The sequence below is a fragment of the Chryseobacterium sp. CS3K3.1 genome, from assembly GCF_059515165.1.
The window spans coordinates 29,134-55,072 of record NZ_JCAKRV010000015.1 but is presented as its reverse complement, the minus strand read 5'-3'; the positions used below and the strand labels follow the sequence as shown (position 1 = coordinate 55,072).

Here is a 25,939-nt window from a genome sequence, read left to right as displayed (position 1 = left end):
TGTATTATTTTGAAATTAGGAATTGAAGTTCGGCTCCCGTTTGATTAAGCTTTTCCAGCTGATCAATATAATCTGCTTTGGTTTTTACGGCCTGATTCACCAGTATTACCCAGTCCAGATAATCTATTTCCCCCACTTCCATCTGTTTCTGAGCCGTTTTTAGAATGGTTTCGGACTTCGGAAGCTGTTTTTGTTGATAATTTTCAATGATCTGCTGTTGGTTCATATAATTAGCCAACTGTTGTTTCAATCTGTTTTTAAGCTCAATTTCTTTTCTCTGATACTGATTTTCAGAGATGGCAATTTTTGCCTGTGCTGCCTTTGCCAAAGCTCTCTGTCCTTTGGTAAACAGTGGAATTCCTACGCCCACCTGAACTGAATTGAAACGGTTGTTATTGATGTTTTTCATACTCTGATTGGTGTATCCTATAAGAAGATCCGGAAGCAGTCTGCTTTTCTCAAGCTGTACTTCGGCCTCACCTACTTTAATCTGCTGCTGCAGATATTGAAGTTCGGGATGCTGTTGTACCATTTCTTCTGAAATCTGAAGTCCGATATCCATAGTGGGATGATCGGCCACTGGTTGGTACGGAACCTCTGACTGAAGTAATAACTGAAGTTGAAGTTTTGCAATATTCAGGTCGTTTTCTAACGTATTCAACTGTACTTTGATCTGTTCTTTCTGGATTTCGGCGGTGGATTCTTCCAGAATATTGGCTTCTCCCTTTTTTAATCTTAATCCGGCTTTGTCTGCAAAATTATTGTAAAGCTGGCTGATGTATTCAAGCACTTTTTTCTTTTCCTGAAGCACCAGTATCCTGTAGAAAACGTCTGTTACTTCCTTGGTAAGCTGTGTTTTGGTAAGATTCTGACTGATGACACTGGCAGACCATTCGGCATCCAGCATCTGTTTTCTTTTTGAATACACCGTTGGAAAACTGAACCTTTGAGAGATTCCGAATGAATTATCCGTTTCCTCACCCTGAATTTGCCCAAATCCTCCGGTAATTTCCGTCTGGGGAATATCCAGATAACTGGCTTTCAGTTTTTCCTGATAATCTGAGACTAATTTTGAATTTTTAAGAGTACCATTCTGCTGGTATGCTTTTTCCAAAGCCTGATCATAGGTAATATTTTCCTGAGCCTGATAAGTTCCAAAGGATATTAACAACAGGAAAACAGACAATTTTTTATAGTTGAGTTTTTTTGAGAATTTCATTTTATCTTTATTAATATGTTCAAACAGGACGTATAAAATTGGAAGGACAAACAAGGTTAAAAGAGTGGCAAGCATTAATCCTCCGATCACCACCGTTGCCAAAGGTCTCTGTACTTCAGCCCCCGCACCGCTGCTGATGGCCATAGGAAGGAATCCCAGAGAAGCCACAAACGCAGTCATTAAGACCGGACGAAGCCTGATTTTTGTACCTATCAGTACAATTCTGCTGGTGTTGTTTATTCCGTTCTTTTTCAATCGGTTAAATTCTGATATTAAAACAATTCCATTAAGTACGGCAACTCCAAATAAAGCAATGAATCCTACCCCGGCGCTGATGCTGAAAGGCATTCCTCTCAACGCCAGAAAGTACACACCTCCTATCGCAGATAAGGGAATCGCAGTATAGATTAACAAACTGTGCTTTACTGAACCGAAAGCAAAGAATAGTAGCAGGAAAATCATCACCAACGAAATAGGAACAGCAATTCCCAATCTGGCCTTGGCTTCATTTAAGTTTTCAAAAGCACCTCCATAAGAAATGGTATATCCCGGTGATAGTTTCAGGCCCTTATCTGCTTTTTGCTGAAGTTCTTCCACAATACTCTGAACATCCCTTCCTCTTACATTAAAACCTACAATAATCCTTCTTTTGGTATCTTCTCTCTGAATCTGGTTCGGACTGTTTTTAAGTTCCACTTTCGCCAATTGTGACAAGGGAATCTGCACCCCTGAAGCAGTAGGAACCAAAAGGTTCCGGATGCTGGTAATATCTTTTTTATGTTCATTATCCATGCGGACAACGATATCAAACTTTTTCTCGCCTTCATACAAAGCACCTGCGGTCTGCCCTGCAAAAGCCATATTGATTACCCTGTTGATTTCTGCCACCGAAATATTATACCGGGACAGTTCCGAACGGTTATAATCGATCACAACCTGAGGAGCTCCTACTACCGGTTCAATATAAAGATCCTGGGCACCTTTTACGGTGTTGATGATGCTTCCCATCTTTTTTGCATAGCTGGCAAGGCTGTCCAGGTCTTCACCATAAATCTTGCAGACTACATCCTGTCTTGCTCCGGTCATCAGCTCATTAAAACGCATCTGTACAGGAAACTGAAAACTGGTTGTCAGTCCCGGAATAACGCTTAATGCTTTGCTCATTTTGTCAGAAAGCTCAGAAAATGTTGTTGCAGAGGTCCATTCCTTTTTAGGCTTTAAAACAATGATCATATCTCCGGAATCCATTGCCATAGGTTCCGTGGGAATTTCTGCACTTCCAATTTTCATGACCACTTTTTGTACTTCAGGAAACTGTGTTAAAAGGATATTCGCTGCCTGAGTGGTCGCTTTTTTGGTTTCATTAATATTACTTCCCTGAAGAATCCTCATTTCAACAGCAAAGTCGCCTTCCTCCAAAGATGGAATAAATTCTCCACCCATTCTGGAAAGGGTAACAACAGCACCAGCAAACAGGATTAATACACCAATGATTATGGTTTTTCTGAATTTAAGAGCTTTCATCAGTAATCGCTGATGTCCGGTTTCCACTTTACCCATGACGCGGTCTGAAATAGTCTCTTTTTCTTTTTTCTTTCTGCTTAATACCAAAGAGCTCATCATCGGGATATAAGTAAGGGAAAGAATAAATGCTCCGATCAGGGCAAAGGCAACAGTCTGGGCCATAGGCTTGAACATTTTGCCCTCAATTCCATGAAGGGTAAAAATCGGAAGATATACAATTAAGATGATGATCTGTCCGAAAACCGCACTGTTAACCATTTTAGTGGCAGAGCCTGAAACCTGATCATCCATTTCTTTTTTGCTGAGCATATTATCTTTTCCAAAATGCTTCTTATGCGCAAGCTGATGCAGTACGGCTTCCACAATAATAACGGCACCATCTACAATCAGACCGAAATCCAGCGCGCCGAGACTCATCAGATTTCCTCCTACCCCGAAAATATTCATCATAATAATGGCAAAAAGCATGGCCAAAGGAATAACTGATGCTACCAGTAATCCTGCTCTGAAATTCCCCAGAAATAAAACCAGAATAAAAACCACAATCAAAGCCCCTTCCATCAGGTTTGTTTTTACAGTGCTGATCGTATTGTTCACCATTTTGGCACGGTCAAGAAAAGGTTCAATCACGACTCCTTCCGGTAATGATTCCTGGATTTTCTCCAGTCTTTGCTTGATATTTCCGATCACGACATTGGCATTTTCTCCTTTCAGCATCAGGACAATTGCTCCTGATACTTCTCCTGTATCATTATAGGTCATGGCGCCATACCTTGTTGCATAACCGATCTTGACAGACGCTACATCTTTGATATGTACCGGAATACCTTCTTTGGTTTCCGCCACCTGAATATTTCCAATATCTTCTGTACTTCCCAGCAGTCCTTCGCTGCGGATAAACAGAACGGTTTCTTTCTTTTCAATATAAGCTCCTCCGGTATTCTGATTGTTTTTTTCGAGAGCCGCAAAAACATCATTGATATTGATATTAAATGCCTGTAGCTGATTAGGATTGATGGCAATCTCATACTGTTTCAGTTTTCCTCCGAAACTGCTGACATCCGCAACACCTTTGGTTCCGAGAAGCTGTCTTCTGACCACCCAGTCCTGAATAGTTCTCAGTTCTGTTTCATCATATACATTTTCGTATCCTTTTTTGGCCCTTACCACATACTGGAAAATCTCTCCCAATCCGGTTGAAATGGGACCTAATTCAGGCTTACCGATTCCGGCAGGGATATTGTCCTGAACAAGCTGTAAACGCTCCTGAACCTGCTGTCGGGCCCAATACACGTCAGTCTTATCATCAAAAACTACCGTCACCAATGACAGCCCGAAACGTGAAAAGCTTCTCAATTCTGTGATTCCGCTGATATTGCTGGTAGCCTGTTCGATAGGAAACGTAACAAGACGTTCTATATCTGCTGCACCATAAGAAGGAGCAGTCGTAATAATCTGAACCTGATTATTGGTGATGTCCGGCTGGGCATCAATGGGAAGTTTAGTGGTTTCATAGACTCCAAAGAGGATGAGAGCCACTGTAAACAGAGCAATGATGAGTTTATTCTTTACAGAAAACTCAATAATTTTATTTAACATGGAAAAAACGATTAATGGTAATCCAAAATGCTTTATAAAAGCTGAAATTCTCCCAAAACTTAAAGCATCAAAATAAACGTTTGTAACTTCTCAGGTCAAGGGTTAAGCATTAATACAATGCATTACGGACTAATTGATATGTAACAAGAATTCACTGCTTTAAGTAAGAACATAAAGCATTAATTTTCAATGTGAAGTCAATTAAGAAAGCCGTGGTGGCTGGAAAATCTGAGAAAGGTATTGGTTGGAAAAATCTTTTTCCTTGTAGATACTGCTTTTCATTGAAACAGTAATTTCTTTAGGCTTTTTTATTTCAAATGAAAGTTCCGGAAGCTGGGCATGTACAGTCAATACAATAGGTGGATTGATAAACGGCAGTTTCTGATCCGTATCCCAGTCAGAATCCTGTTTATGATTATCATAATGCTCCATTACAAATTCTGAAAGACTTCCGTGGTATTCCATGAAATGTTCCACAAACATAGGTACTTTCAGTACTTCCCCCGCATTGGTGGTAGCCAGCACATACATCATTGAACATAATATGGAAAACCATTTTAACATGAGTACAAATATAAGGCTTAAATTTTTCCTGAGAAGGCTGTAGTATTAATTTTTTGAGAATTTTATCTAGTTTAAAAATGGTTTAAATAAATAAAAGGTCTTCATCATAATGTTCGATTGATCAAACAAAAATCATAGCCTTGACTTCAGTCTGCTCAGTGTCTCCTGTGAGATATTCAGATAGGAAGCCACCAGTTTGTTGGAAAGCCGGCGTACAATAATCGGATTTTCTTCCAGTAACTGTCTGTATTTTTCAAGAGCATCCTGCACCATAAAAGACATCAGCCTTTTAGTGTTGGCAATACAGGCGATTTCAATATAAATTCTGTAAAATTTTTCCCATTGAGGGATAATGTCCAATAAATGATAAAAATCCTGATGGGTAATATAATAGACCTCTGAATCTTCTACTGCCTGAAGAAGTTCATCAGAAGGTTCCGAAGTAATAAAGGTATGAAGCGCTGTAGCGAACTGATTTTCAAAAGCAAAATATCTTGTAGAATCCTGTCCTAGCTTATTAATGTAAAATATCCGTAAACAGCCTTTTACAACAAAGAATGTTTTTTTGGGAGAATGAACATTGGTGACGAGAAGCTCGTTCTTTTTTAATTTGACAGGTTTGAAATAGGAAAGAATAACTTTCAATTCTTCATCTGTTATTGATATTTTGCTTTTAATATATGAAACTAATACGTCTTCCATTTATTTAAATCAGTCACCGCAAATGTAGCAATAAATATGTTAAAAACTTATTGCTGTTCATGCTTCTTAAGTGCTTTCAGAAGTTTTTCCTTCCGGTTGCCCTGCTCTCCAATAGGAACAGGCATATAGGGCTTGGGTGTCCCATTCCAGGTTTGTTTTAAAATAGGTGCGAAGCTCATGTACCGTGGTATATTCTGCAGCGATGTAAACATATTCTTTCAATACACCTGATGGAAACTGAACACATTTCACCGCTTCGGCAAGCCTGCTTCCCTTTTCGGGATGAGGATTGTGCAGCCATTCAACCGAAATATCTGCTGCAGAACAAAGCATAAGCTCATCCTCTTTATCTGCCACTTCCAATATTATTTTTGCTCTTACATAGGAAGGAAACTGTTCTGTGATGGCGCAAATAACAGGCAGTGCAGTTGCATCTCCCACAATCAGGTAAAAATCTGCATCAGGAATTAAAGGTCTGCTACTTTCTTTCATCCCTACTTCCAATACATCCCCTGGATTGGCCTTCAATGCCCATGCAGAAGCTGGTCCGTTGTCACCATGGGCGACAAAATCAATGCTTAATTCCCGGTTTTCCAGATCAATCTTCCTGTTGGTGTAGGTTCTGATAAGTGGCGTACTTCCCTTTTCAGCCGGGACAAAAATTTTATTATTAGAACCAGAGCGTACATGAGACAGCAATTCAGCCTGGCTATCATCAATATCAAATATCACACGGATAAGATGTGGTGTAAGATATTGTTTGTTTTTAACGATAAATGCAGAACGGATTTTTTTCGTTTTTTCTGCGTGAATTATTATAGAATTTTCCATTTTTTATTTTTTATTAAATAGTAAAATAATGAAAGACACTATACAGCTGATGCCTCCGAAGAGATAAACGGTCTGGTAATCAAACCAGCCTGCAATTAATCCTGCAATGGGCCCCGCGAGACCTAATGAAAGGTCAACAAATGCTACATAGGCTCCTAATGCTGTTCCTCTCATCTGCGGCTTTACTTTTTGAATGGCAAGAACTCCCAAAGCCGGAAAAACCAATGAAAATCCTCCCCCCGTTAATCCACATCCGATAATGGCCAATGTTTTGGATGTAGAGGTCCAGATCAGCATTTGTCCGGCCACTTCGATAATCAGAGAGATTAAGGCTATTGTAAAACCACCGTATTTATCCGGAAAAGAAGCAAAGAAAATTCTGGTCAGCACATAAGATGCTCCAAAAACCATAAAGGGCAGTGAAGCATCACCCCAGTTTTTTTGGGAGAAAAACAAGGCAATAAAAGAAGCAATACATCCAAAAGCCATTGAGGAAAAAGCAAGGCTCAGTCCCTGACCGGAAATGGCACCAATTACTTTGTAGAAAGGTGTTCTTACATGATCTTTATCCACGGGAATAGAAGGAAGTTTTGCTGTAGAAAGCCAGCTTACCAGCGGAAGTAAGGCAATAAGAAGAAAAGCAGGCAGAATATGGTATTCTTTACTTAACCAGATGCTTAGCGGAGCTCCGATTGCAATTCCTGCATACATCGCGATACCATTCCACGTCATTACTTTGCCTGAGCTGGAATGACCTGCTAGGCCTATTCCCCAGGTTAATGCACCGGTAACCAGGAAGCTTTCGCCAATCCCATGAATAATTCTTGCTATTAAAAGGAAGGAAAGGGCCAGGAAAGGATGCGCCTGAAATAATACAGCCATCACATAAACAATCCCCGCTGCAACGGCTAATACTACCCCCGACATTTTACTTTTCTTGGCACCTCCGGTATCTGTAATTTTTCCGGAATAGGCTCGGGTTAAAAGTGTAGACAATGATTGCAGTCCGATGACAAGACCTACAATAATGCTGTCAAAACCTAAAGTGTTCTGAACAAATCCGGGAACTACTCCCAAAGCAATTCCTATGGTAAGATAAACTCCAAATACTGAAATGATAATAGGAACAGTAGCCTGATAGAAAGTAATAGTTGGTCCCTTTTCTAATGTTGTACTCATAAATTTTGTTTTAAAATATTCGGTGCAAAGGTCTCCGAACAGTCAATACAAAACTTTGATCTAAGTCAAAAAAGGTACAGCTATTTAATCAAAATCCAGAAAACTATCAGTAAGCTGCTTCCACTGTATTTTTGCAATTCCCATCATTCCGCCAATAGCAATCACAAGATTTCTGATGACATCCAGAAACTTAGCGTTTCGGTTAGGTCTTTCATTTCGGCCGTATACCGCTGCTTGCAGATGATCGGTACTTCTGGATATCATGAAGGTTGAGCTGGCTGCAGAACTATAAAAATGAGCAATGTGACGGCTTTTCTTATTTTGAGGATTTACTGAAGGTTCGCATGTGATAGACAGGCTCTCGGAAAAGCTATCCTCATAGAAACAGATATCTGTTATTTTTACCCAATCATACCCTTTTGCCTCTGCTTCTCCCGGGCCAGGAATATCAATCCGGATAAAATCTCCTATCAGAGGTTCGCGGTCGACAGGATCACCATTAAAATTATGCAATTTAAATGCGGCAAACGCTTTCCCGCTGTAACTTTCCCATTGATTAACTGAAAAAAATCTTTTTTTTAATATTTCAAATTTTTCCGGAATCAGAGCCTGGTCAAATACTTTTCTGCTTTCCGTGTCATGAAAGCCTCCTGATTTTTGTGCAGGAACACCCTTAAGTATTTTTGGAATCATATTAGATTTTTAAGCAAAGTAGTATAAAAAACTTATAGAATTTATGCGCAGGATCATATAAATAGTTAAACGATTGTTTGAATACCAACCGGGATAAGACCAAATTTTGATAATAATTCACTTTTTGACATTTCTTTATTTTGGTTAAAAATCGTGTGTACAATTCCTCAGATGGCGAATTATATTTATTAGCATAGATTTTTATGTTGTCAATTTCGGAATCTCAAAGAAAACGAAGAAGATTTAGGAAATAATTATTTTTATATCAAATCAATAATTTTTAAAAAAAATAAGCTTATGATGTTTTACATAACATGATTTTTGTTTATATTTGTGAATCGAAATAATTTTTTTTCATCATTTGTGTTTTTTTAAGGTCTCCATTCGTGGAGACCTTTTTATTTTTAACAATATCATAATTGAATATTGACTGTTGAAGTGGAAAAATGATCAAAATGTGAAATATTTTCTTTTTTGAGCCAGATCACTGCTTTTATTTAAAGGAAGTCAAGAAGTTTTGTAATGTTAATAATTCCCTTTTTTAATATATTCAAACTGACATTCTACAGGTTAAAAACCTATTGAATGTTTCTCATAAAATCAGTTGGCCTGAACTTCATCACAGACTGAAAACTTCTGGTATAAGCCTGAACACTTTTATATCCTACTTCATAAGCTGTCTCTGAAATCGTAAGATTTCCGGAGCTCAAATGTTCCAGACTTTTGATGATACGAAGCATTTGCTGATACTTGCTTAGGGTAAGACCTGTTTCCTTTTTGAAAATACGTTCCAGTGTACGGAAAGACAGAAGAACTGTATCACTCAGCTTTTCCATGTTGATTTCATGACGATAATGATTATGCAGATGTTCTATAACTTTATCAAGACGCTTATCTTTCGGAAGGCTGATATGAAAAGTTAGAGAATGTTCTACAAACCGTGGAAGTTCGTTGAACATTGCTTTCAGGAACAGGTTCTCATGATGATCCGAAGTCATCAGCTTGGATCATTTCTCTGCATATTTTATCATTTCCTTCAAAACAGGCGGAACAGAGAATACGTTCACTTTATGATAAAAAGCTTCTTCGGTCCTGATGTCCGCAAACATGATCATCAGTTTGATTTTTTCAGAATGGGAATTGGTTTTATGGACAGCATTGGGAGGTATCCATACTGCATGATTCTGGGGAAGGAGATAGATTTTTTCTTCAATGGTAATATACTGAAAACCGCTCTCTACATATACAAGCTGACCTTTCTGATGGTGATGAAGTACGTTATCGTGAATCCAGTTTTCTTCAAACCATACAAAATATGGTTTTTTGAGGTCATCTATTTTTATACTGTCATTAACGTTCATGTCGTTTTAGGTTAAAACTTTGGCAAAATTAAACAAATTTACTATGTTAATTTTGTACAAAAGTTTTTATTATGATGAAGAGTGAAGTAAAGAAGAATGCTTCGTATGTTTTATTAATCATTAATGTTCTGGTTGTTATCTTGATTTCCAGCAATCTCCGCTCGCCGATTGTCGCGGTGGCTCCTGTTCTCGGAGAAGTAAGAGATGCTTTACAACTGGATAATTTTCAGGTGAGCCTGCTCACTTCTATTCCACTGTTTATGTTCGCTGCCTGTTCTGTACTGGTGAGCAGGTTTTCTAGTAAATTTGGAATCAGTAAGCTTCTGATGTATTCCCTGATTATTTTAAGCTTCGGATTATTTTTGCGAATCACCGGATCTCTATGGCTTTTGTTTTTGGGTTCTATCTTCATTGGTTTGGGAATATGCATTGGAAATGTGGTTACTCCCGGATACGTTAAAAATAATTTTCCAAAGCAGATTGGTCTTATGACAGGAATTTTTGCGGTATCTATGAATCTTACAGCAGCTTTAGCTTCCGGATTCAGCGTGAAAATAGGAGAACTCACAGGTTTTGGATGGAAAGGCTCTCTGGGAATATGGCTGGTGATTACCGCATTGGGTTTCCTTGTTTTATCATTGGAATTCATATGTAATAAAAGAAATCCGGCTCCATCTAAAATGGCGCTTAGTACTTCAGATTTTAATATGTTCAAATCTGCCCAGGCATGGAACATCAGTACTTTTATGGGATTGCAGTCTTTATTTTATTATTGCCTGGTAGCATGGCTTCCTTCCTTTCTTGCTGACTTTCATATGCAGGGAGAAAGTTCGGGCTGGGTATTTTTTGTCATTCAGATTACGATGATTCCTGTGACATTCTGCTGTCCGATTATTGTCAGTAAAATGAAAGATCAGAGACTTATGATCCTTTTCATCTGTACCCTGATGTTCAGCAGTACAATGATGTTTATCTTTCTGAAATCTCAGTGGATTTATGTGAATGCTGTGATTATCGGAATATCTAATGGATTGTCTTTCAGCCTGTCGATCCTGTTTTTTTCCACGAGAACGAAAAACAGCAGCAATGCGGTTAAAATATCAGGAATGGCACAGTCTGTAGGTTATCTGATTGCTGCATTCGGGCCTCCGTTGTTTGGAAAACTGCATGATTGGGATATTTCCTGGAACAGTTCATTCTATCTGTTAAGCTGTGCCGTACTGCTGATGCTGTATTTTGGAATGAAGGCGGCAAGAAATAAATGTGTTGAGGATTAGGGAAGTTAAAGGTCAGGTTACCCGTCTTTTATTGCTGGACGCTACCCATTCTTCTTTTTGGCATCTTGGGCAGCTTCCGGCATTACCTGCTTTTTTATGCTCTGTGTATCCACAGAATATACAAGAATAATGTTTGTCTTCATGAATATATTGTAACGGATTATTTAATGAGTCTGGCATAATAGGAAGCCCGTATCTTACAGATTCATTTTCAAAAAAGAATACGCTGATCTCTCCAGATATTTCTTCTATGGCCATTTCAATCTGGCCAAGCTGAGAAACTCCTTTTAGCCTGAGTTCTGCAAAGAATTCGTCACTTCCGAGATTTTCTTTTTGAAAGTTTTTAATGGAGAATTCACCATTTTCTATCAGGCAGATGGACTTTCCTTCCACCAGATTTTCAAATTTTTTACTTTTTCCGATAAAATGGGTCACAATAGAATACAGGAGAATGATAACAATAAAAACAATAAGGGAAGAAATAATTCCGACATCCTTATTAAACATAGGATCTCCTGCTGCTGATCCCAGGCCGATAATGACTACCAATTCAAAGATTGAGAGCTGTTTTACCCCTCTTTTTCCCAAAATTCTAAGCCCGATAATAATAGCCAGAAACATAATCATGGTACGAAGAATGATCTCTAAAAGAAAAGACCACTCTTCATGCCCTAATAATAATTCTTTCCAATCAAGATTTAAGAGAAAAACTGACAGCATACACATTATTTATCAGGGAATATTCAAAAAATAAGCCAGAACTCCTGCTATTTATTTCATAGATATTTCAGGCTTACCTCTTCACCGTCATCAAGTATAAAACATCTTTCCGCTAATCCGTTTTCAAGGATCTTTTTCTGAATAAATTTTCTGTCTTCCCTACAGTGGCTCAGGGCCTCCAGATGCGTTACCCAAACAGTGGCTTCCGGAGCAGATTCACATACTTTTATGATATCTTCACTGGTCATAATAATAGGATCTCCTACGGAAAAAGTGGCCGCTCCACCCGCTACAATGATGTGCTGTGGCTGATGTTTTTCAATTTCTGCAGCAATTTCATCATACCAGATCGTGTCTCCTGCGATGTATACGGATTTATGGTCTTTTTTAAAGACAAAACCATTCACGATTCCCATTTTCTCTCCGATTTCCCCGGTTCCGTGCCGGCCTTTGGTTTTAGATATTTCAATAGTATTCCATTGAAGATGATCCTTCAGAACAATGATATTGGTGAAGCCTTGTTCTGCAATCTGTCCTGAAATAACATCGGAACAGATGAGCGGAATATTCTTGTCAAGGAGTTCAATGGCGGCATCATCCCAATGATCAGGATGAAGGTGGGTTACGGCAACGGCGTCTACTCTTTCTAACTTTTTATTTAATTCTTCTTTATCAAAAGGCAGGTCTACGAGAGGATTGAGTAATTCACTGTCTGTCATGGGCATTTTTCCCCTGAAACCTTTGTCACCGAGCATCGGATCTATCAGGATAGAAATTCCATCAATATTCAGTACTAATGTTGCATTGCGCCATAATTGTAATTTCATTTTGGGTATTTTTGTTTAACAAAGGTATTACCTAATAACAGCAAAACAATCGAAGGTTACCAAAAAGTTAACCATATATATTCAATTGACTTATGAATTTTGAGGAATTTAAAAACTGTGGATTAAGACGAAGCCTGGATATTCTTTCAGGGAAATGGAAACCATTGATTCTGCACAACCTTTTTGAAGATGACCGGGTCCGCTTTGCCGAACTTTGGCGTACTATGCCCCGTGTTTCCAAGAAAGTACTGTCAGAGCAATTGAAACAGTTGGAAGAAGATCATATTATTGAAAGGATTGAAGTTTACAATTTCCCACCGGAAGTGTATTATAAACTGACTGAAAAAGGCCGGAAGCTGGGCCCTATTCTTTTGGAATTGCATTCATGGGGAAATGAACAGGGATAAAACATTTATTTAATATTTTATATATTGTTAAAAATTACCGTGTAATTTAAATAGTATAAAACTAATAACTTTTTACAAATGAAAAGAATCATTATTTTGATCTCCTGCGCAATAGGCACATGGGTAACTGCACAGATAGTGCCTCCGCCAACGATTCAAAGATCTAACACAACATCCCGCGGACTAACTGTCAATTCAAGAAAAGGGACATTAATTGAAAAGAAAATCATCAATTTAGGTAAGTTTAAAAATTTGAATATTCAAAAAATTGTAACGAAAGATGTTTCGGAAAATTCTTCGGATACTCTATTGGGAATCATGTATGAATATGAAACTTTTGATGAAGTCTCCAAAAAGACACTCACCATTGATAAAAATGAATTGGGAAAACTGATCAAGGCTCTTCAGACGGTAGAACAGAAAGAAAACGAAAATGCTGGCCAGGAAACCAAATATAAGTTTGTAACGATGAGTAATATTGAATTCGGAAGTGTTTACCGTGAAAAATTTTCTTCGTGGGTGAATTATATAAAAATTCCGGGCAATCATTTTAATCAGAACTTGCTGGAATTCAATAAAGATGAATTAAAAGAATTGATTGCTATTTTGAAGAAAGCAGAACAGGAAATTTAAAAAATACAGGTGCTTACATTCAACATAAAAACCTTATAGGTTCTGGAAACCTATAAGGTATATTAAAAAAATTAAAAATAATTATTACCGGAACGGATCGTTTATTCTCTAAACTGATCCAGCACCTCCGTAATATTCTGATAAACGAAATCCAATTCTTCTGATGTAATGCAATATGGTGGAACCAGGTATATTACATTTCCCAACGGCCTCATGATAATCCCTCTCTGTAAGAATTCATTGTAAAGCTTCTTCCCTATTTCATTGAAATAAGAAGTATCATTCCCGGTTTTGAAATCGAACGCTAAAATAGTTCCGATCTGACGAACCTTTTCTACATGAGGATGCAAAGCAAGTGCTTTCACAAACTCTGAATGTTGATGAGTGATGCGGTTGATATTCATTTGAGTTTCATTTGTCAATAGTAATTCCATACTGGCAAGAGCCGCGGTACAAGCTAAAGGATTAGCTGTAAACGAATGCCCGTGAAATAAGGTTTTATAGCGGTCTTCAGAAAGGAAAGCATCATAGATTTCATTGGAGCAGGTCGTAATTCCCATAGGCATGGTTCCTCCTGTCAATCCTTTTGAAAAACACATAATATCCGGCTTTTCCGTAAGATAATCTGCTGCGAAAAGCTTACCTGTTCTTCCAAACCCTGTAAAAACTTCATCCTGGATCATGAGAACGCCTTCTTCTCTACAGAATTTCATCAGCTGACTAAGGTCTTCAGCTTTATACATCAGCATTCCGGCAGCTCCCTGAACTAATGGCTCATAGATAAAACAAGCCACTTCATCAGCTAATTCTTTAATCTGTTTCTGCAGGCTTTCCAGATTTTCTGCATTGGGCGTATCTATAAAAACAACTTCAAACAGCATACTTTCAAAAGGTTTTGTCCAAAAGCTTTTTCCGCTTACAGACATGGCTCCGAAGGTATCTCCGTGATACGCATTTTTAAAAGCTAAAATCTTCGTCTTCTTTTTCTCTTTATTGTATGCATATTGAATACACATTTTCAAAGCAACTTCTACTGCGGTAGAGCCATTATCCGAATAAAAGACCTTTTCCTGGCCAGCAGGAAGAAGTTTCAGTAAATTTTCTGAAAGCTGTACCGCAGGTTCATGGGTAAATCCGGCGAAAATCACCTGTTCCAGTGTATTCAACTGTTCAAAAACACGTTGAGCAATATAAGGATGAGAATGGCCGTGCAATGTTACCCACCATGATGAAACAACATCCAGATATTTTTTTCCTTCGGTATCATACAGATAAATTCCTTTTCCTTTTACAATAGGAGTGGCATCGTCAGCTGTTTTCATCTGGGTGTACGGATGCCAGTTGACCGCTTTATCTCTTTTTTGAAGGCTGATTTCTTTTGTTATTGTATTCATATTTTGATGTAAAAAGTAATAATCAGTGATAAATTGTTTAAGTTTTAGCGCTATGGTCGCTAGGTTTTTCACTTTGCATACTGTTGTTCTGAGTTCGCAAAGGCGTTTCACTCAGCAATTAGAAACATTCTGCCTTGCTGAATAGAATGCCTTTGCGAGCGAAATATTTTCAGAATTACTCTGCGAACCTTAGCGTTAAAAACTAATATTAGTATTGATGAAATCAGATACCAATGTTGCGATAAAAATTATAATACTCATAATCCAGCTCATCACTCATCATTTATAATTCATAATTATCTAACAGCATGTTTCTTTTTTCATCATAGGTTTCAATCCTAAGGTCTGAAGCATCTGCATGTCTTCAGAAACTCCAGGATTAGGCGTTACCAATAAGGTTTCTCTTTCTCCCGTGAAAATGGAATTGGCTCCTGCCATAAAGCACCATGCCTGTTCTGTTTCAGACATTTCTATACGACCTGCACTCAATCTTACCATAGAAGAAGGCATTACGATTCTTGCAGTCGCAATCATTCTGACCATTTCCCAGGTATCAACTTTTTCATTATCTGCTAACGGAGTTCCCGCTACCCTTGCTAATGCATTAATTGGAACGGATTCAGGATGCTTTGGCATTGTTGCCAGTGTCAGAAGCATTGAAATTCTGTCTCTGTGGGTCTCTCCAAGTCCGATAATTCCTCCGGAACACACGGTGATGCCAGCTTTTCTTACATTGTTGATCGTATTGATCCTGTTATCGAAAGTTCTGGTAGAGATGATCTCTTCATAATACTGTTCAGAAGTATCCAGATTGTGATTGTAAGCATATAATCCGGCTTCCTGAAGTCTGATCGCCTGTTCTTCGGTAAGCATACCCAGTGTACAGCAAACTTCAAGGCCAAGTTCGTTTACTCCCTTTACCATATCAATTACCCTGTCAAAGTCGCGGTTATTACGAACTTCACGCCATGCTGCCGCCATACAGAATCTTGAAGACCCTGAATCTTTTGCTTTCTGAGCATGAGCAATTACGGTTTCTGTAGGTAATAAAGCCTGTACTTTAATATCCGTGTGATAACGGGCTGCCTGTCCACAATAAGAGCAGTCTTCAGGACATCCACCTGTTTTGATGGATAATAAAGTAGATATCTGCACTTCGGAAGGATCATGCCATTCGCGGTGTACGGTGGCTGCTTTATAAATAAGTTCCATCAGGGGAAGGTGATAAATTTCTTCGATCTCTTCTTTAGTCCAGTTGTTTCTCAATGTTGTTGTATCCATTATCATAATTTTGTTATTACTAATTGTTTTGCAGCATGTTGTATAGATTCCCTATCCGTATTTTTGATTTCAGGAATCTTTATAATTTTTGTTTCTTTTTCAATAAAACTGCAGATCACTCTTTCTGTATCTTCGGGAAAATCTCCGTTAAGAATTAAATATTCCAGCTGAATTTCTCTCTGTCGTAAGGCTAAGATTGAAAGCAGGCTATGGTTGATACAGCCCAGGTAGTTTCTTACAACCAGCGCTGCCGGAATGTTTAACTCCTCAATCAGATCGATCATAAATGTTGTGTCTGAAATCGGTACCATAAGACCTCCGGCTCCTTCTACAATGAGTGGATTTGCTGTTTTGGGGAGTTGAAAATCATTCAGATTGATGGTGATATTTTCTTCTCTTGCCGACTGATGAGGTGAGGCTGCCAGCTGTAAACGGTAAGTTTCCGGATGACAGACATTTGTATCAGTCCATGCTTCAATTTTATGACTGTCTGTATAGTGCAGATCTCCGGATTGTATGGGTTTCCAGTATTCTGTTTTAAAATGCTGAACCAAGACGGCTGAGCAGACTGTTTTTCCTATTTCGGTTCCTATTCCTGTTATAAATAATTTCATGTTTTTCGTGATGCGGGGTTCGGGATTCGTGATCCGGCTGTTAAAAGTTTATTTTTGTTTTAAATAAATTCTTTAATAATTCCTGTCAGTTTTACGATTTCTTCCTCCGTATTGAAGCTATGGAGGCAGATTCTCAATCTTTCGCTTCCTTCTTTTACTGTGGGACTGTATATAGCATAGGTCAAAAATCCTTCTTCAGATAAAATATCCTGTAATTCTTTCAGTCTTTGATTGTCGGGGATCACAATAGCCTGAACCGGACTTGTTTCTGCCGATGGAGACTGTAATTTTCTGCTTCGGAAAACTTTGATATTATTCTGAAGTTTTTCAGCCGGTTCATGATTTTGATCTAAAAATTCATATCCTGTTTTGATGCTCATCCATTGAAAATCCTGTGCTGATGTGGTATAGATGAACGGACTTGCAAAATTGACCAGATAAGATTTCACTGTTTCATTACAGAGAATTGCTGCTCCGTGGCTTCCAAGAGCTTTTCCGTAAGTTATAACTGCTGCTGAAACCTGATCATGCAACTGGTATTTTTCAATCAAACCATAGCCAAAAACCCCAAATGCATGGGCTTCATCTACAATCAGAGAGGCTTTGTATTGACTGGCAAGCACAGCGATGTCCTGAATAGGAGCAAAATCTCCTTCCATGGAGTAAAGACTTTCTATCGCGATATAACAATGTCCTTTCTGTCTTTTTAAAATATTTTCAAGATCTTCGATATCATTGTGTTTGAATTTCAGTTTTTTAGCATTGGATAGTTTGCAGCCATCATGTACTGAACGATGGATCTGTTCGTCTACCATCACAGTATCATGGCGGTTGGGAAGCGTAGAAAACAAAGCCAGATTTGCATTATATCCGGATGGAAAAAGTAATGCAGATTCAAACTGATGTTTTTTGGCAATATCCTTTTCCACGGAAACTGCAATATCACTGTTCCCGCTAATCAATCTTGAACCTGTGCTTCCGGAAAGCAATTCAGGGCTATCTGTAACCTTTTGCAGCAGTAATTGTTGAAGGTCTTTACTTTTTGCAAATCCCAGATAATCATTGGAATAAAAATCAATTCCATCTGGTTGAAGTTTTAAACGTCTTAATGTTCCCTCCTCTTTTCTTTTGTCAAGAGATTCCTGAAAAAGAGAAACATTATTAAGCATAATCCAACTGTGTAACTTCCTGTGTAATGGCATTGATCCACTCTTCATGCAATTCTTTTTCTATGGTCAGAATTTGGTCTGCATGGTGTTTCCAGTCTGGTGAAAATTCATTGAGCTGATGAATCATTTCTTCCAAATGTCCTTCTTCTTCCAAAATAATAGATTTTACCATAATTTTAGAAGAAGCTTCGGTAAGTGCCTGCTGATATACGGGATAAAGCTCATCTGCCCGAACTTCAATCGCATAGGTTACGAAAAGATAAGCGGCATATTTAATATCTGTTTTGTCAAGATTGAAAGCTTTCTGAAGATAACGGCAGGCTTTAATATCCAATGAGTGAAGATATTGGCTTGTGGCGATAGGTGCCAGAAGTTCTGTGCTTTCATAGGTTTTGCAAAGCTCTGGATTTATTTTACCAATTTGTTTTTTTAAATAATAAGCATGACGGTGTTCCTCAGCAGCATGTTTCAGCTGGATCTGAGAAACCAGGGTTGGATGTTCACATTTTGATATTTTTCTTGCACCGGCATTTTCCATAAAAGAAAGCGTGTTCAGCCATTTGGCGTGGGTACTTCCTTCCTGTACAATTCTTTTTAACAGATGATGAAATTCCATAGATTTTTATTTTGATGTCAAAAGTAGTATATTGCCGGATGGTTGTATGGTGCCAGTTTTGATATTATGGATAGTCCGGTTAAGATTCCTTACGAAAGTTTTATAAAAATTGATAGAAAATCAGAGACTTCTATCTATCTACAAATCGCCAATCAGCTGATCAATGCGATTCAGAGAGGGTTTCTTCCTTTTGGAACGAAGCTGCCGGGGACAAGAACGTTCAGTGAAATGCTGGAGATCCACAGGAATACAGCGGTTGCGGTGTACGATGAACTCTCTGCCCAAGGCTGGACGGAGAGTTTCCCGAACAAAGGAACTTTTGTGATTGGAAAAGATCAGGAAAAACCCGTTAAACTGAACGATTTTAAGCAGAATAACCTTCAGAACTACCCTGTTTCTACTGGTTTTTCATTCAAAACATCCAATATTTTAGATAATCCTTTTGAGCATTCAAACTGTGAGTATGTCTTTAATGATGGAGTGCCGGATATCCGCTTAACGCAAATCGGACAGCATTCCCGGTTTTACAGTTCTATCCTGAAACGCAAATCAAGCCAGAAAGCTTTTGGCCATTATAATCATGACGGGAGTGAATTTTTTAAAGAACATTTATCCCAATATCTGAATCTTTCCCGCGGGCTTCCTATTTCCAAGAACAATCTGTTGATCACCCGAAGCACGGAAATGAGTATTTATATTGTTTCTGAAATTCTTCTCTCGGCTGGTGATACCGTATTGGTAGGAGCTTTGAGTTATTTCTCCGTCAATATGATCTTTATGAAAGCTGGTGTTGATATTGTTTCCATTCCCATTGATGAGGAAGGAATTATAGTGGAAAGCGTAAGAGAAGCCTGTAAAAAGCAGAAAATACGGATGCTTTATCTGACCCCTCATCACCACTATCCTACTACCGTTGCTTTGAGCGCTCAGAGAAGATTTGAGTTATTGGAATTGGCCAATGAATACGGATTTATTATCCTGGAGGACGATTATGACTATGAATTTCATTATGATAAAAGTCCTATTCTTCCTTTAGCCAGTGCGGATACCAACGGAATGGTGATCTATATCGGATCTTTCGGGAAATCTCTGGCTCCGGGATTCAGGACAGGATTTATTGTGGCTCCTGAGAATCTGATGACAGAAATGCGTAAATACCTGGGAATTATTGACCGCCAGGGCGATATTCTGATGGAAAGAGCCCTTGGAGAAATGATTGCGGAAGGAGAAATCAACCGTTATCTGAAAAAATCTTTAAAAGTCTACCAGGAAAGGCGTGATTATTTTTCCGGATTGCTGGAAGAGAATCTTGCGGATTTTATTACTTTTCAAAGACCTTCCGGAGGGCTTGCCATATGGCTGGAATGGAATATTCCACTGAATCTGATGCAGTTGAGCAGGAACTGTGCAAAAGACAATCTTTTCATTCCAAAGACTTTGCTATATCAGAATAAAGGGCTTACGGCTATGCGTCTGGGATTTGGTGATCTTAATTTTGAAGAGATGAATAAAGGAATTGAAGTTTTTACTAAAAATGTGAAGGGATTGCTTGGGTGATGAAATATCACACTGAGTGAATAAATTACGGTTTCTCTTGCTAAAAATCTTTGATTTTCTTGCATCTTAAAAATGCATGAATATTAAAAAACTTGCACCTTTGCGATTTTCCAAAAAAAGAGATTATTTAATTTTTTGAACGCAAAGGCGCAAGTAAGATTATAATAGTTTGTTTTTAAGGCGCGAGGATTTTATCTCTGATAAAATTGATTGAGAATATTTATAAATAGAAATTGTATAGCATTCTACATAATTGTTTTTAACCACAAAAAGGCACAAAAGTCTTGATCACTTACAATTTTTAAGAGCCTGCTTTATGTTTAATAAGTACACATAAGTTTTTAGAAAATCTTTGATTTTTATCTTATATGAACTTTTCTACATCTTCGTTTTCAACTTAATTAAGTGAACCAATGTATTTTTAAAATAAAAGCTTTTGTGACTTTTGTGGTTTTAAAAAGAGTAAAGCCCCTTTCCAGAGGCTTTTATTAATGATGAGAAGGAAAAATTACTTTGTTTTTCTTATGGTTTGGTTTCTTCTTTTTCTTATTCAAATAGATAATAAAACCGGTAATCGGGAGTGATAATGCGATAATGGCTGCCAGAAAATAAATAATTCTGGTGGTCAGTCCCAGGATACTTCCGGTGTGAAGATCATAATTTCTTTCTCTTAATGCGGTTCCATATCCGGTATTTTTGTTTTTATATGATTGAGATTTTAAAACTTCTCCTGAATATTGATCAAAATTAAAATGTTCATTTCTGTATTGCCTGCCGCCATAAGTCAGTTCAGCATAATAGGTTCCTTCTTCCGATCTTGGAAAATTAACAAGTGCTGATTTTTTGTCCTTCAACCCTCTTTCCATGGTATTTCCAATGAGATTGAGGATATTTTCACGGTTTGAAAATTCTTCGGAAGGAATTGTACTTTTTGCTTTCTTTTCTGTGGGAGTATTTCCGTTCAGTGTGTTCTTTACCCATTGATCTATATCTTTAAAGCTCCATATCAATGCGGAATAAGAGATTAAGAGTAAAGGAATAATGGCATAGAATCCCAGCACATTGTGAGCATCATAGTTGATTCTTTTCCAGTTGGCTGATATTTTAATGAAAAACATTCCTTTTAGCATGGCTTTACTCATTTTTCGGGGATACCATATCACAAGCCCTGATAGAAGAATCACAGCAAATATCAATGTGGAATAACCGGTAATTGCTTTTCCGATTTTCTCCCCCAGCAGAAGTCTTCTGTGAAGGTCCAGGACAATTTCAAAGAAGTCTTTTTTGGCGTCTACTACTTCCTGCACTTTTCCGGTGTAAGGATCTACATAAATTCGATAATAATAAAGATAAGTTCCCCAATACGTCCATGCTTCGTTATCCATTTTTAAGGTACGGAATACATAGGTCCGTGAGGGATCGGAAGGAATGACTACCCTTTTGACTTTTAAACCTTCTGGAAGTGCTTTTTCTGCTTTTTCCGTAAGTTCAGACAATGAAAGTTTGTTTCTTCCGATGTTTTCAACGTAATATCGGTTGGGATGAACAATATGTTTTAATTCTTCTTCAAAAGCCAGGATACATCCCGTAGCGGCCATGATAACAACTATAAGCCCGGACGTTAGTCCGAGCCATAGATGTAACTGATAGGCAATTTTTCTAAACTTCAGCTTCATTCTTAAAATTTAAAGCTTACCTCAGCAACAAAATTACGAGGCATCTGAGCGACTACCACTCCCTGCCCTGCAAAATATTGTGCATTGCCCAGGTTATTCATTTTAAATCCTAATCTGTATCTTTCTTTTTCAAGGGAAATGGAAGCATTCACTAAAGTATAGGCAGGAAATGCAAACTGTCCGGTAACGGTTTTATTTCCGGTAATCTGTTTTCCCACACGGTTTACTCCGAAACCTACTCCTAGTCCCTGAAGTCCTTTGATCGGAAGAATATAACTGATCCATGAATTGAATACATTGGCAGGACCTGCAGATTCCGGACGGCGCCCATCTACAGCAGGATCAGCTTTTTCATATCTGCTGTGATTATAGCTATATCCGGCCATAATGTTTAATCCCTGAACAGGATTCATGATGGTTTCGATTTCAATCCCTTTACTTCTTTGCTTTCCATCCTGAACAACAATATTGTATTCTTTTCCGTCACGGATCACTCCGGTTCCTCTCTGGATATTATCAACAAGGATATCGTAGTATCCAACTGTGAAATTCACTTTATTTCTCCAAAGATTTCCCTTGATTCCTACTTCCCACTGATTGGCCATCTGTGGTTTCATATCTCCGCTATAGTCGGGTAACTGCTGGGTAACAGGAGCTGTATAGCTGAAGCCGTTCATATAATTACTATAAGCAGATAGCTGATCTTTAACGATCTGATATACAATTCCTACTTTTGGAGACCATGCGGTCTGACTGAAATCACCGGTACGTTTGTTATCATTCAGATTAAGCTGTCCTTTACTTTCGTAATGATCCATACGCAAGCTTAAAAGCGTAATCAAACGGTCTGTAATATAGGTTACGTTTGAAATATAAGCTCCGTAAAGATTGGATGAATTGCTATTTCTTACCAAAGGCGTTTTACCTGCCACAATAGCAGCCTGAGTTGCAGTCTGAATTTTCTGAAGTGCCAGATCTCTGGATATATTACCATAAACTCCGGTTACCGGTGCCACTACCGGCCCCGTAGGATTTGTCCCATCAATGTAATCATATACTACAATCGGAGAATGATTATTGTTGATCGATTGATTTAAATAATCTAATCCGATCAACACTTTATTTTTAATTTTTCCGATATTAAATTCTCCGTTGAAGTTCTGCTGAACACTTGTAGAAGAAGCTTCCGAGTTCTGCCACTGTACGTTACGTTCCAGCAAAGCATCACTGGTTGTCCCTCTGATAAACTGATATTGATATAATCCTTCCGTTTTTCTGAAGTTTCTTGAAAGCAACGTTTGCGAAGTCCATTGATCCGAAATTTTGTAATTAGCCTCTGCTTTTACATTGATAGACGGAGCTTTTAAAGTCATATCATTGTTGGAGTAAGATCTTTTCCAGTCGAATCCAAGTTCATCTGGTGTATGAGCAACATAGGGTCTTGTTCTGGTCAGAAAAATAATCGGAGTATTGGTTCCTTCATAATTATAAATCTGAGCTCCTAAGTTAAATTTCAACCTTTCATTAACCTGGTAACTTACTGTAGGGGCTACAAAGAATGATTTTCTGAATTCGGAATCCCTGAAACCATTCTGATACTGATACGCCGCATTCAAACGGAATAACATATTTCTGGATTCTGTAATCGGTCCGTAAACATCTGCGGTAACACGGTTCAGGTTGTAGCTTCCCATCAGATAAGAAGCTTCTCCTCCGAAATAATCTTTCGGTTTTTTGGTTACTGCGTTAATCAAACCTCCAAAGGAAGTTACCGCACCTCCATACAATGTTCCGGAAGGACCTTTGATGACTTCAAGACGCTCAAGGTCGGCAGGATCTATTTCTCCGTTAGTGGTTGCAGGCACTCCGTCTACCATCGATACTTTGGTAGGAAAACCTCTAAGGCTGTAGTAGAAACTTCCGTCTCCGGAACCTCTTCCCGGGCTACCCTGCATTTTTACCATACCCGGAACGTTTTTCAATACTTCTGAAATATCGTAAGTAAGCTGTTCCTTCATAATCTGTTGGTTGATACTTGTGTAAGCCTGTGGATTTTCAAGAACTTTCAGAGGCATTTTAGCCACTGAAGTACTGTCTTTATCCAGAAATTTATTTCTGCTCACTGCATATACGGTAATTCCTTCAATCACATTGTTGTGTAAAGGAGCGTAGATCGCAGGGATTTCATAGACATCTTTCTGAATGTGGATGGGCTCTCTCATCAGTTCGATGTCATTTAAAACCACCTGAAGCGTATATTCTCCAGGTGGCACATTTTCAAAGTAATATTCTCCTAAATTATTGGTTTTTGCCTGATAAGACGTGTTGACAAGTCTTAAAATAGCGTTTTTTACCGGTGCTTTTTCAGACAGCATGATTTTGCCATGAATTCTGTCGCCCTGCTGTGCAGAAAGCGAGTTGGAAGATAAAGCAAGACCAAGAAGTAATATAAGGGTTTTAGATGTTTTCATGCTGTAAGTTTTGTAACAGGGGATAGTTTATTTTACCGTTTTGTGATAATGGGAATGACTCTATACGTTCTGTGCGTACATATTGGGGATTAATACGCAGTTTATTTTTAATGGTTTCGGTAATGATCTGAGGATCTATTTCCGGATTGTCATACAATACCACGATTTTTTTATCATTGGCATTCAGACATACGAAAGTATTGCCCTGCATTTCATTTTTAAGGATAAATTCTACCTCATCCAGATTAAGACGTATTCCGAAAAGCTTCATGATACGTTTTATTCTACCTGTGATATAATAAATTCCGTTTTCACCTTTTCTGGCGGTATCTCCGGTATGCAGTATGGAAGGCTGCTCATACGTAGCAAGATCTTCCAGTTTATTGGCATAGCCTCCGAAAATACTGACATGAGAAAACAGCAATTCATCAGTTTCAGGATCAATTTTGAAGCTTCCTCTTTCTACCACATTTCCGATTGATGTTTCTTCTTCCAGCAATCCTTCTGTGGTAAGGTAAGCCATTCTTCCTCCTGCTTCCGTTTGTCCGTATTGTGCAAAGAAATCTTTTTTAAACTCATGACAATAAGAGAAAATCGTTTTTCTCAATTCAGCGTTGATCACTCCTCCGGTATGGGTAAAATATCTCAGGCTTGGAGAGTCTTTTCTGAAGAATCCTATTCTGTTCAGGTTTTCATAAAGAAAGGGAACTCCACCCAAAGTACTGTAACCGTATTCCTCCATTTCATCCCAGAATGCTTTCTGCATAATGTCTTTATCCGTACACACGATTCTTCCGGCACGCATACAGTTGGTCGTGAAAATAGAGAATCCGTATACAAAGTTGATCGGAACATTTAAAGGAACTACATCTGTTCTCTGAACCGGCATGTACTGAAGAATGCTCAAAGCATTCTGATAAAGACTTTCATCAGATAACTTAACCAGTTTCGGAACACCTGTTGTCCCTGAAGTGCTCAAAAGAATTTTGATGTCAGGATGAATGGTAACTTCACTCTTATAATCATCCTTTGCGAAGATACTGATGTTGTCTGAGAATACTTTAAGAGTATATCCTTCAATGGCTTCTCTTTGCGGATCAAAGATGTATTTCGGACGGTATTCTGCCTCAATACGTTCTTTGAATTCCTCATGCAGTTTTTGTCCCAGTACCGCAATGGTGTGTGCTGTTCCGTAAAAATTGAGCAGCACTTCAATACTTGACAACTGATTGTCATTGTATAAAAAGAGCAGTCCTTTTTCTACGGGGTTTAAGCCTAAAGACCGGTACAGCGTTCCCACCGCTATTGTTGTACCGGTGGAAGCATCTGTAAACCCCAGGTTCTTATTGGCAATTACATTTTCTAAAATTTTCATAGGCTTAGTTTTCTACGAATACATCGTATTTTTTCATTTTTTCGCGAATCTTTCCGACGGTTCCCATCTCCAGAATATCGTTAAAATCAAACTTGATCTGATAAAACTGTTCAAGCGCTTCTACGATCAGAAGGTGAGACATGGAATCCCATTCCGGGATTTCCTGATACGTTAGTTTTTCATCTACCAATTCTTTTTTGATGGCGATGGCAGAGGCGATAATTTCATAAAATTCTTCTGTAGTGTTCAT

23 protein-coding genes are annotated in these 25,939 nt (G+C 38.3%); 4 read left to right on the top strand and 19 right to left on the bottom strand.

The features are described 5' to 3' along the window. Nucleotides 1-4: 4 nt before the first annotated feature. The 8 genes from AC5YGI_RS14905 to AC5YGI_RS14870 all read right to left on the bottom strand — a co-directional run bounded on the left by AC5YGI_RS14905 (nt 5) and on the right by AC5YGI_RS14870 (nt 9,672). On the bottom strand, nt 5-4,342 hold the full coding sequence (locus AC5YGI_RS14905; protein ID WP_496168845.1) for a CusA/CzcA family heavy metal efflux RND transporter: 4,338 nt from the start codon (nt 4,340-4,342) through the stop codon (nt 5-7). Between the two features lie 201 nt (nt 4,343-4,543). After that, nucleotides 4,544-4,906, bottom strand: a complete 363-nt coding sequence (locus tag AC5YGI_RS14900) for a hypothetical protein (protein ID WP_330746417.1) — start codon at nt 4,904-4,906, stop codon at nt 4,544-4,546. Between the two features lie 132 nt (nt 4,907-5,038). Continuing rightward, complete coding sequence (locus tag AC5YGI_RS14895) at nt 5,039-5,608, bottom strand: Crp/Fnr family transcriptional regulator (protein WP_330746416.1); 570 nt, start codon at nt 5,606-5,608, stop codon at nt 5,039-5,041. A gap of 66 nt (nt 5,609-5,674) precedes the next feature. Continuing rightward, nucleotides 5,675-6,439: a siderophore-interacting protein gene (locus AC5YGI_RS14890; protein WP_330746415.1), complete on the bottom strand. Its 765-nt coding sequence runs from the start codon at nt 6,437-6,439 to the stop codon at nt 5,675-5,677. A gap of 3 nt (nt 6,440-6,442) precedes the next feature. Beyond that, nucleotides 6,443-7,618 carry an MFS transporter gene (locus AC5YGI_RS14885; protein WP_330746414.1) on the bottom strand — a complete coding sequence of 392 codons (1,176 nt, stop codon included), beginning with the start codon at nt 7,616-7,618 and terminating at the stop codon, nt 6,443-6,445. An 84-nt stretch (nt 7,619-7,702) separates the two neighbouring features. Beyond that, nucleotides 7,703-8,311 (bottom strand): hypothetical protein, encoded by a 609-nt coding sequence (locus AC5YGI_RS14880; protein WP_330746413.1) that lies wholly within the window; start codon nt 8,309-8,311, stop codon nt 7,703-7,705. A 578-nt stretch (nt 8,312-8,889) separates the two neighbouring features. Next, nucleotides 8,890-9,309, bottom strand: coding sequence for a helix-turn-helix domain-containing protein (locus AC5YGI_RS14875; RefSeq protein WP_496168843.1), 420 nt, complete (start codon nt 9,307-9,309; stop codon nt 8,890-8,892). A 9-nt stretch (nt 9,310-9,318) separates the two neighbouring features. After that, nucleotides 9,319-9,672, bottom strand: coding sequence for an AraC family ligand binding domain-containing protein (locus AC5YGI_RS14870; protein ID WP_496168841.1), 354 nt, complete (start codon nt 9,670-9,672; stop codon nt 9,319-9,321). 71 nt (nt 9,673-9,743) lie between these two features. On the opposite strand from AC5YGI_RS14870, the gene AC5YGI_RS14865 reads away from it, so the two are divergent. Next, the gene (locus AC5YGI_RS14865) at nt 9,744-10,949 is read left to right on the top strand and encodes a CynX/NimT family MFS transporter (RefSeq protein ID WP_496168839.1); all 1,206 of its coding nucleotides are present in this window, start codon (nt 9,744-9,746) and stop codon (nt 10,947-10,949) included. Between the two features lie 12 nt (nt 10,950-10,961). On the opposite strand, the gene AC5YGI_RS14860 is transcribed toward AC5YGI_RS14865, so the two are convergent. Beyond that, nucleotides 10,962-11,669, bottom strand: coding sequence for a DUF421 domain-containing protein (locus tag AC5YGI_RS14860; protein WP_227942116.1), 708 nt, complete (start codon nt 11,667-11,669; stop codon nt 10,962-10,964). 56 nt (nt 11,670-11,725) lie between these two features. Further along, entirely contained in the window at nt 11,726-12,496 is a 771-nt protein-coding gene (locus AC5YGI_RS14855) for an MBL fold metallo-hydrolase (protein ID WP_446105844.1), read from the bottom strand. 92 nt (nt 12,497-12,588) lie between these two features. Here AC5YGI_RS14855 and AC5YGI_RS14850 point away from each other — a divergent pair, with 92 nt between their 5' ends. Together AC5YGI_RS14850 and AC5YGI_RS14845 are read left to right on the top strand one after the other, a co-directional pair. Next, nucleotides 12,589-12,903: a winged helix-turn-helix transcriptional regulator gene (locus AC5YGI_RS14850; RefSeq protein WP_330746409.1), complete on the top strand. Its 315-nt coding sequence runs from the start codon at nt 12,589-12,591 to the stop codon at nt 12,901-12,903. A 78-nt stretch (nt 12,904-12,981) separates the two neighbouring features. Next, complete coding sequence (locus AC5YGI_RS14845; RefSeq protein WP_496168836.1) at nt 12,982-13,536, top strand: hypothetical protein; 555 nt, start codon at nt 12,982-12,984, stop codon at nt 13,534-13,536. A gap of 101 nt (nt 13,537-13,637) precedes the next feature. Here the strand turns inward: AC5YGI_RS14845 and bioA are convergent, their stop codons facing one another. From bioA to AC5YGI_RS14820, 5 genes are all read right to left on the bottom strand, one after another. Further along, nucleotides 13,638-14,930: an adenosylmethionine--8-amino-7-oxononanoate transaminase gene (bioA, locus tag AC5YGI_RS14840; protein ID WP_496168834.1), complete on the bottom strand. Its 1,293-nt coding sequence runs from the start codon at nt 14,928-14,930 to the stop codon at nt 13,638-13,640. A gap of 300 nt (nt 14,931-15,230) precedes the next feature. After that, nucleotides 15,231-16,211, bottom strand: a complete 981-nt coding sequence (gene bioB / locus AC5YGI_RS14835; RefSeq protein WP_496168832.1) for a biotin synthase BioB — start codon at nt 16,209-16,211, stop codon at nt 15,231-15,233. A gap of 2 nt (nt 16,212-16,213) precedes the next feature. After that, entirely contained in the window at nt 16,214-16,825 is a 612-nt protein-coding gene (gene bioD / locus AC5YGI_RS14830; protein WP_496168830.1) for a dethiobiotin synthase, read from the bottom strand. Between the two features lie 59 nt (nt 16,826-16,884). After that, complete coding sequence (locus AC5YGI_RS14825; RefSeq protein WP_496168828.1) at nt 16,885-17,994, bottom strand: aminotransferase class I/II-fold pyridoxal phosphate-dependent enzyme; 1,110 nt, start codon at nt 17,992-17,994, stop codon at nt 16,885-16,887. Beyond that, nucleotides 17,987-18,610, bottom strand: coding sequence for a hypothetical protein (locus AC5YGI_RS14820; RefSeq protein ID WP_496168826.1), 624 nt, complete (start codon nt 18,608-18,610; stop codon nt 17,987-17,989). Before AC5YGI_RS14820 ends, AC5YGI_RS14825 begins: the two co-directional genes overlap by 8 nt. Nucleotides 18,611-18,676: 66 nt before the next feature. Between AC5YGI_RS14820 and AC5YGI_RS14815 the strand changes: the two genes are divergently transcribed. Next, entirely contained in the window at nt 18,677-20,167 is a 1,491-nt protein-coding gene (locus AC5YGI_RS14815) for an aminotransferase-like domain-containing protein (RefSeq protein ID WP_496168824.1), read from the top strand. A 488-nt stretch (nt 20,168-20,655) separates the two neighbouring features. Here AC5YGI_RS14815 and AC5YGI_RS14810 read toward each other — a convergent pair whose 3' ends face one another. Genes AC5YGI_RS14810 through AC5YGI_RS14795 form a run of 4 tightly spaced genes read right to left on the bottom strand, consistent with a single transcriptional unit; the run spans nt 20,656 to nt 25,939 of the window. Beyond that, the gene (locus tag AC5YGI_RS14810; protein WP_496168822.1) at nt 20,656-21,843 is read right to left on the bottom strand and encodes a PepSY-associated TM helix domain-containing protein; all 1,188 of its coding nucleotides are present in this window, start codon (nt 21,841-21,843) and stop codon (nt 20,656-20,658) included. A gap of 2 nt (nt 21,844-21,845) precedes the next feature. Beyond that, complete coding sequence (locus AC5YGI_RS14805; RefSeq protein ID WP_496168820.1) at nt 21,846-24,314, bottom strand: TonB-dependent siderophore receptor; 2,469 nt, start codon at nt 24,312-24,314, stop codon at nt 21,846-21,848. Continuing rightward, nucleotides 24,301-25,689: an AMP-binding protein gene (locus tag AC5YGI_RS14800; RefSeq protein ID WP_496168818.1), complete on the bottom strand. Its 1,389-nt coding sequence runs from the start codon at nt 25,687-25,689 to the stop codon at nt 24,301-24,303. The genes AC5YGI_RS14805 and AC5YGI_RS14800 overlap by 14 nt, the downstream gene beginning before the upstream one ends. 4 nt (nt 25,690-25,693) lie before the next feature. Then, entirely contained in the window at nt 25,694-25,939 is a 246-nt protein-coding gene (locus AC5YGI_RS14795) for an acyl carrier protein (protein WP_002979498.1), read from the bottom strand.

What these genes read in the sequence shown, in the direction of transcription:
- AC5YGI_RS14815 (WP_496168824.1), top strand. Translation starts at nt 18,677, where the DNA reads ATGGATAGTCCGGTTAAGATTCCTTACGAAAGTTTTATAAAAATTGAT.
- AC5YGI_RS14850 (WP_330746409.1), top strand. Translation starts at nt 12,589, where the DNA reads ATGAATTTTGAGGAATTTAAAAACTGTGGATTAAGACGAAGCCTGGAT.
- AC5YGI_RS14845 (WP_496168836.1), top strand. Translation starts at nt 12,982, where the DNA reads ATGAAAAGAATCATTATTTTGATCTCCTGCGCAATAGGCACATGGGTA.
- AC5YGI_RS14865 (WP_496168839.1), top strand. Translation starts at nt 9,744, where the DNA reads ATGATGAAGAGTGAAGTAAAGAAGAATGCTTCGTATGTTTTATTAATC.
- AC5YGI_RS14795 (WP_002979498.1), bottom strand. Translation starts at nt 25,939, where the DNA reads ATGAACACTACAGAAGAATTTTATGAAATTATCGCCTCTGCCATCGCC.
- bioA (WP_496168834.1), bottom strand. Translation starts at nt 14,930, where the DNA reads ATGAATACAATAACAAAAGAAATCAGCCTTCAAAAAAGAGATAAAGCG.
- AC5YGI_RS14870 (WP_496168841.1), bottom strand. Translation starts at nt 9,672, where the DNA reads ATGAACGTTAATGACAGTATAAAAATAGATGACCTCAAAAAACCATAT.
- AC5YGI_RS14875 (WP_496168843.1), bottom strand. Translation starts at nt 9,309, where the DNA reads ATGACTTCGGATCATCATGAGAACCTGTTCCTGAAAGCAATGTTCAAC.
- AC5YGI_RS14880 (WP_330746413.1), bottom strand. Translation starts at nt 8,311, where the DNA reads ATGATTCCAAAAATACTTAAGGGTGTTCCTGCACAAAAATCAGGAGGC.
- AC5YGI_RS14855 (WP_446105844.1), bottom strand. Translation starts at nt 12,496, where the DNA reads ATGAAATTACAATTATGGCGCAATGCAACATTAGTACTGAATATTGAT.
- AC5YGI_RS14820 (WP_496168826.1), bottom strand. Translation starts at nt 18,610, where the DNA reads ATGGAATTTCATCATCTGTTAAAAAGAATTGTACAGGAAGGAAGTACC.
- AC5YGI_RS14805 (WP_496168820.1), bottom strand. Translation starts at nt 24,314, where the DNA reads ATGAAAACATCTAAAACCCTTATATTACTTCTTGGTCTTGCTTTATCT.
- bioB (WP_496168832.1), bottom strand. Translation starts at nt 16,211, where the DNA reads ATGGATACAACAACATTGAGAAACAACTGGACTAAAGAAGAGATCGAA.
- AC5YGI_RS14825 (WP_496168828.1), bottom strand. Translation starts at nt 17,994, where the DNA reads ATGCTTAATAATGTTTCTCTTTTTCAGGAATCTCTTGACAAAAGAAAA.
- AC5YGI_RS14885 (WP_330746414.1), bottom strand. Translation starts at nt 7,618, where the DNA reads ATGAGTACAACATTAGAAAAGGGACCAACTATTACTTTCTATCAGGCT.
- AC5YGI_RS14905 (WP_496168845.1), bottom strand. Translation starts at nt 4,342, where the DNA reads ATGTTAAATAAAATTATTGAGTTTTCTGTAAAGAATAAACTCATCATT.
- AC5YGI_RS14895 (WP_330746416.1), bottom strand. Translation starts at nt 5,608, where the DNA reads ATGGAAGACGTATTAGTTTCATATATTAAAAGCAAAATATCAATAACA.
- AC5YGI_RS14860 (WP_227942116.1), bottom strand. Translation starts at nt 11,669, where the DNA reads ATGCTGTCAGTTTTTCTCTTAAATCTTGATTGGAAAGAATTATTATTA.
- AC5YGI_RS14900 (WP_330746417.1), bottom strand. Translation starts at nt 4,906, where the DNA reads ATGTTAAAATGGTTTTCCATATTATGTTCAATGATGTATGTGCTGGCT.
- AC5YGI_RS14800 (WP_496168818.1), bottom strand. Translation starts at nt 25,689, where the DNA reads ATGAAAATTTTAGAAAATGTAATTGCCAATAAGAACCTGGGGTTTACA.
- AC5YGI_RS14810 (WP_496168822.1), bottom strand. Translation starts at nt 21,843, where the DNA reads ATGAAGCTGAAGTTTAGAAAAATTGCCTATCAGTTACATCTATGGCTC.
- AC5YGI_RS14890 (WP_330746415.1), bottom strand. Translation starts at nt 6,439, where the DNA reads ATGGAAAATTCTATAATAATTCACGCAGAAAAAACGAAAAAAATCCGT.
- bioD (WP_496168830.1), bottom strand. Translation starts at nt 16,825, where the DNA reads ATGAAATTATTTATAACAGGAATAGGAACCGAAATAGGAAAAACAGTC.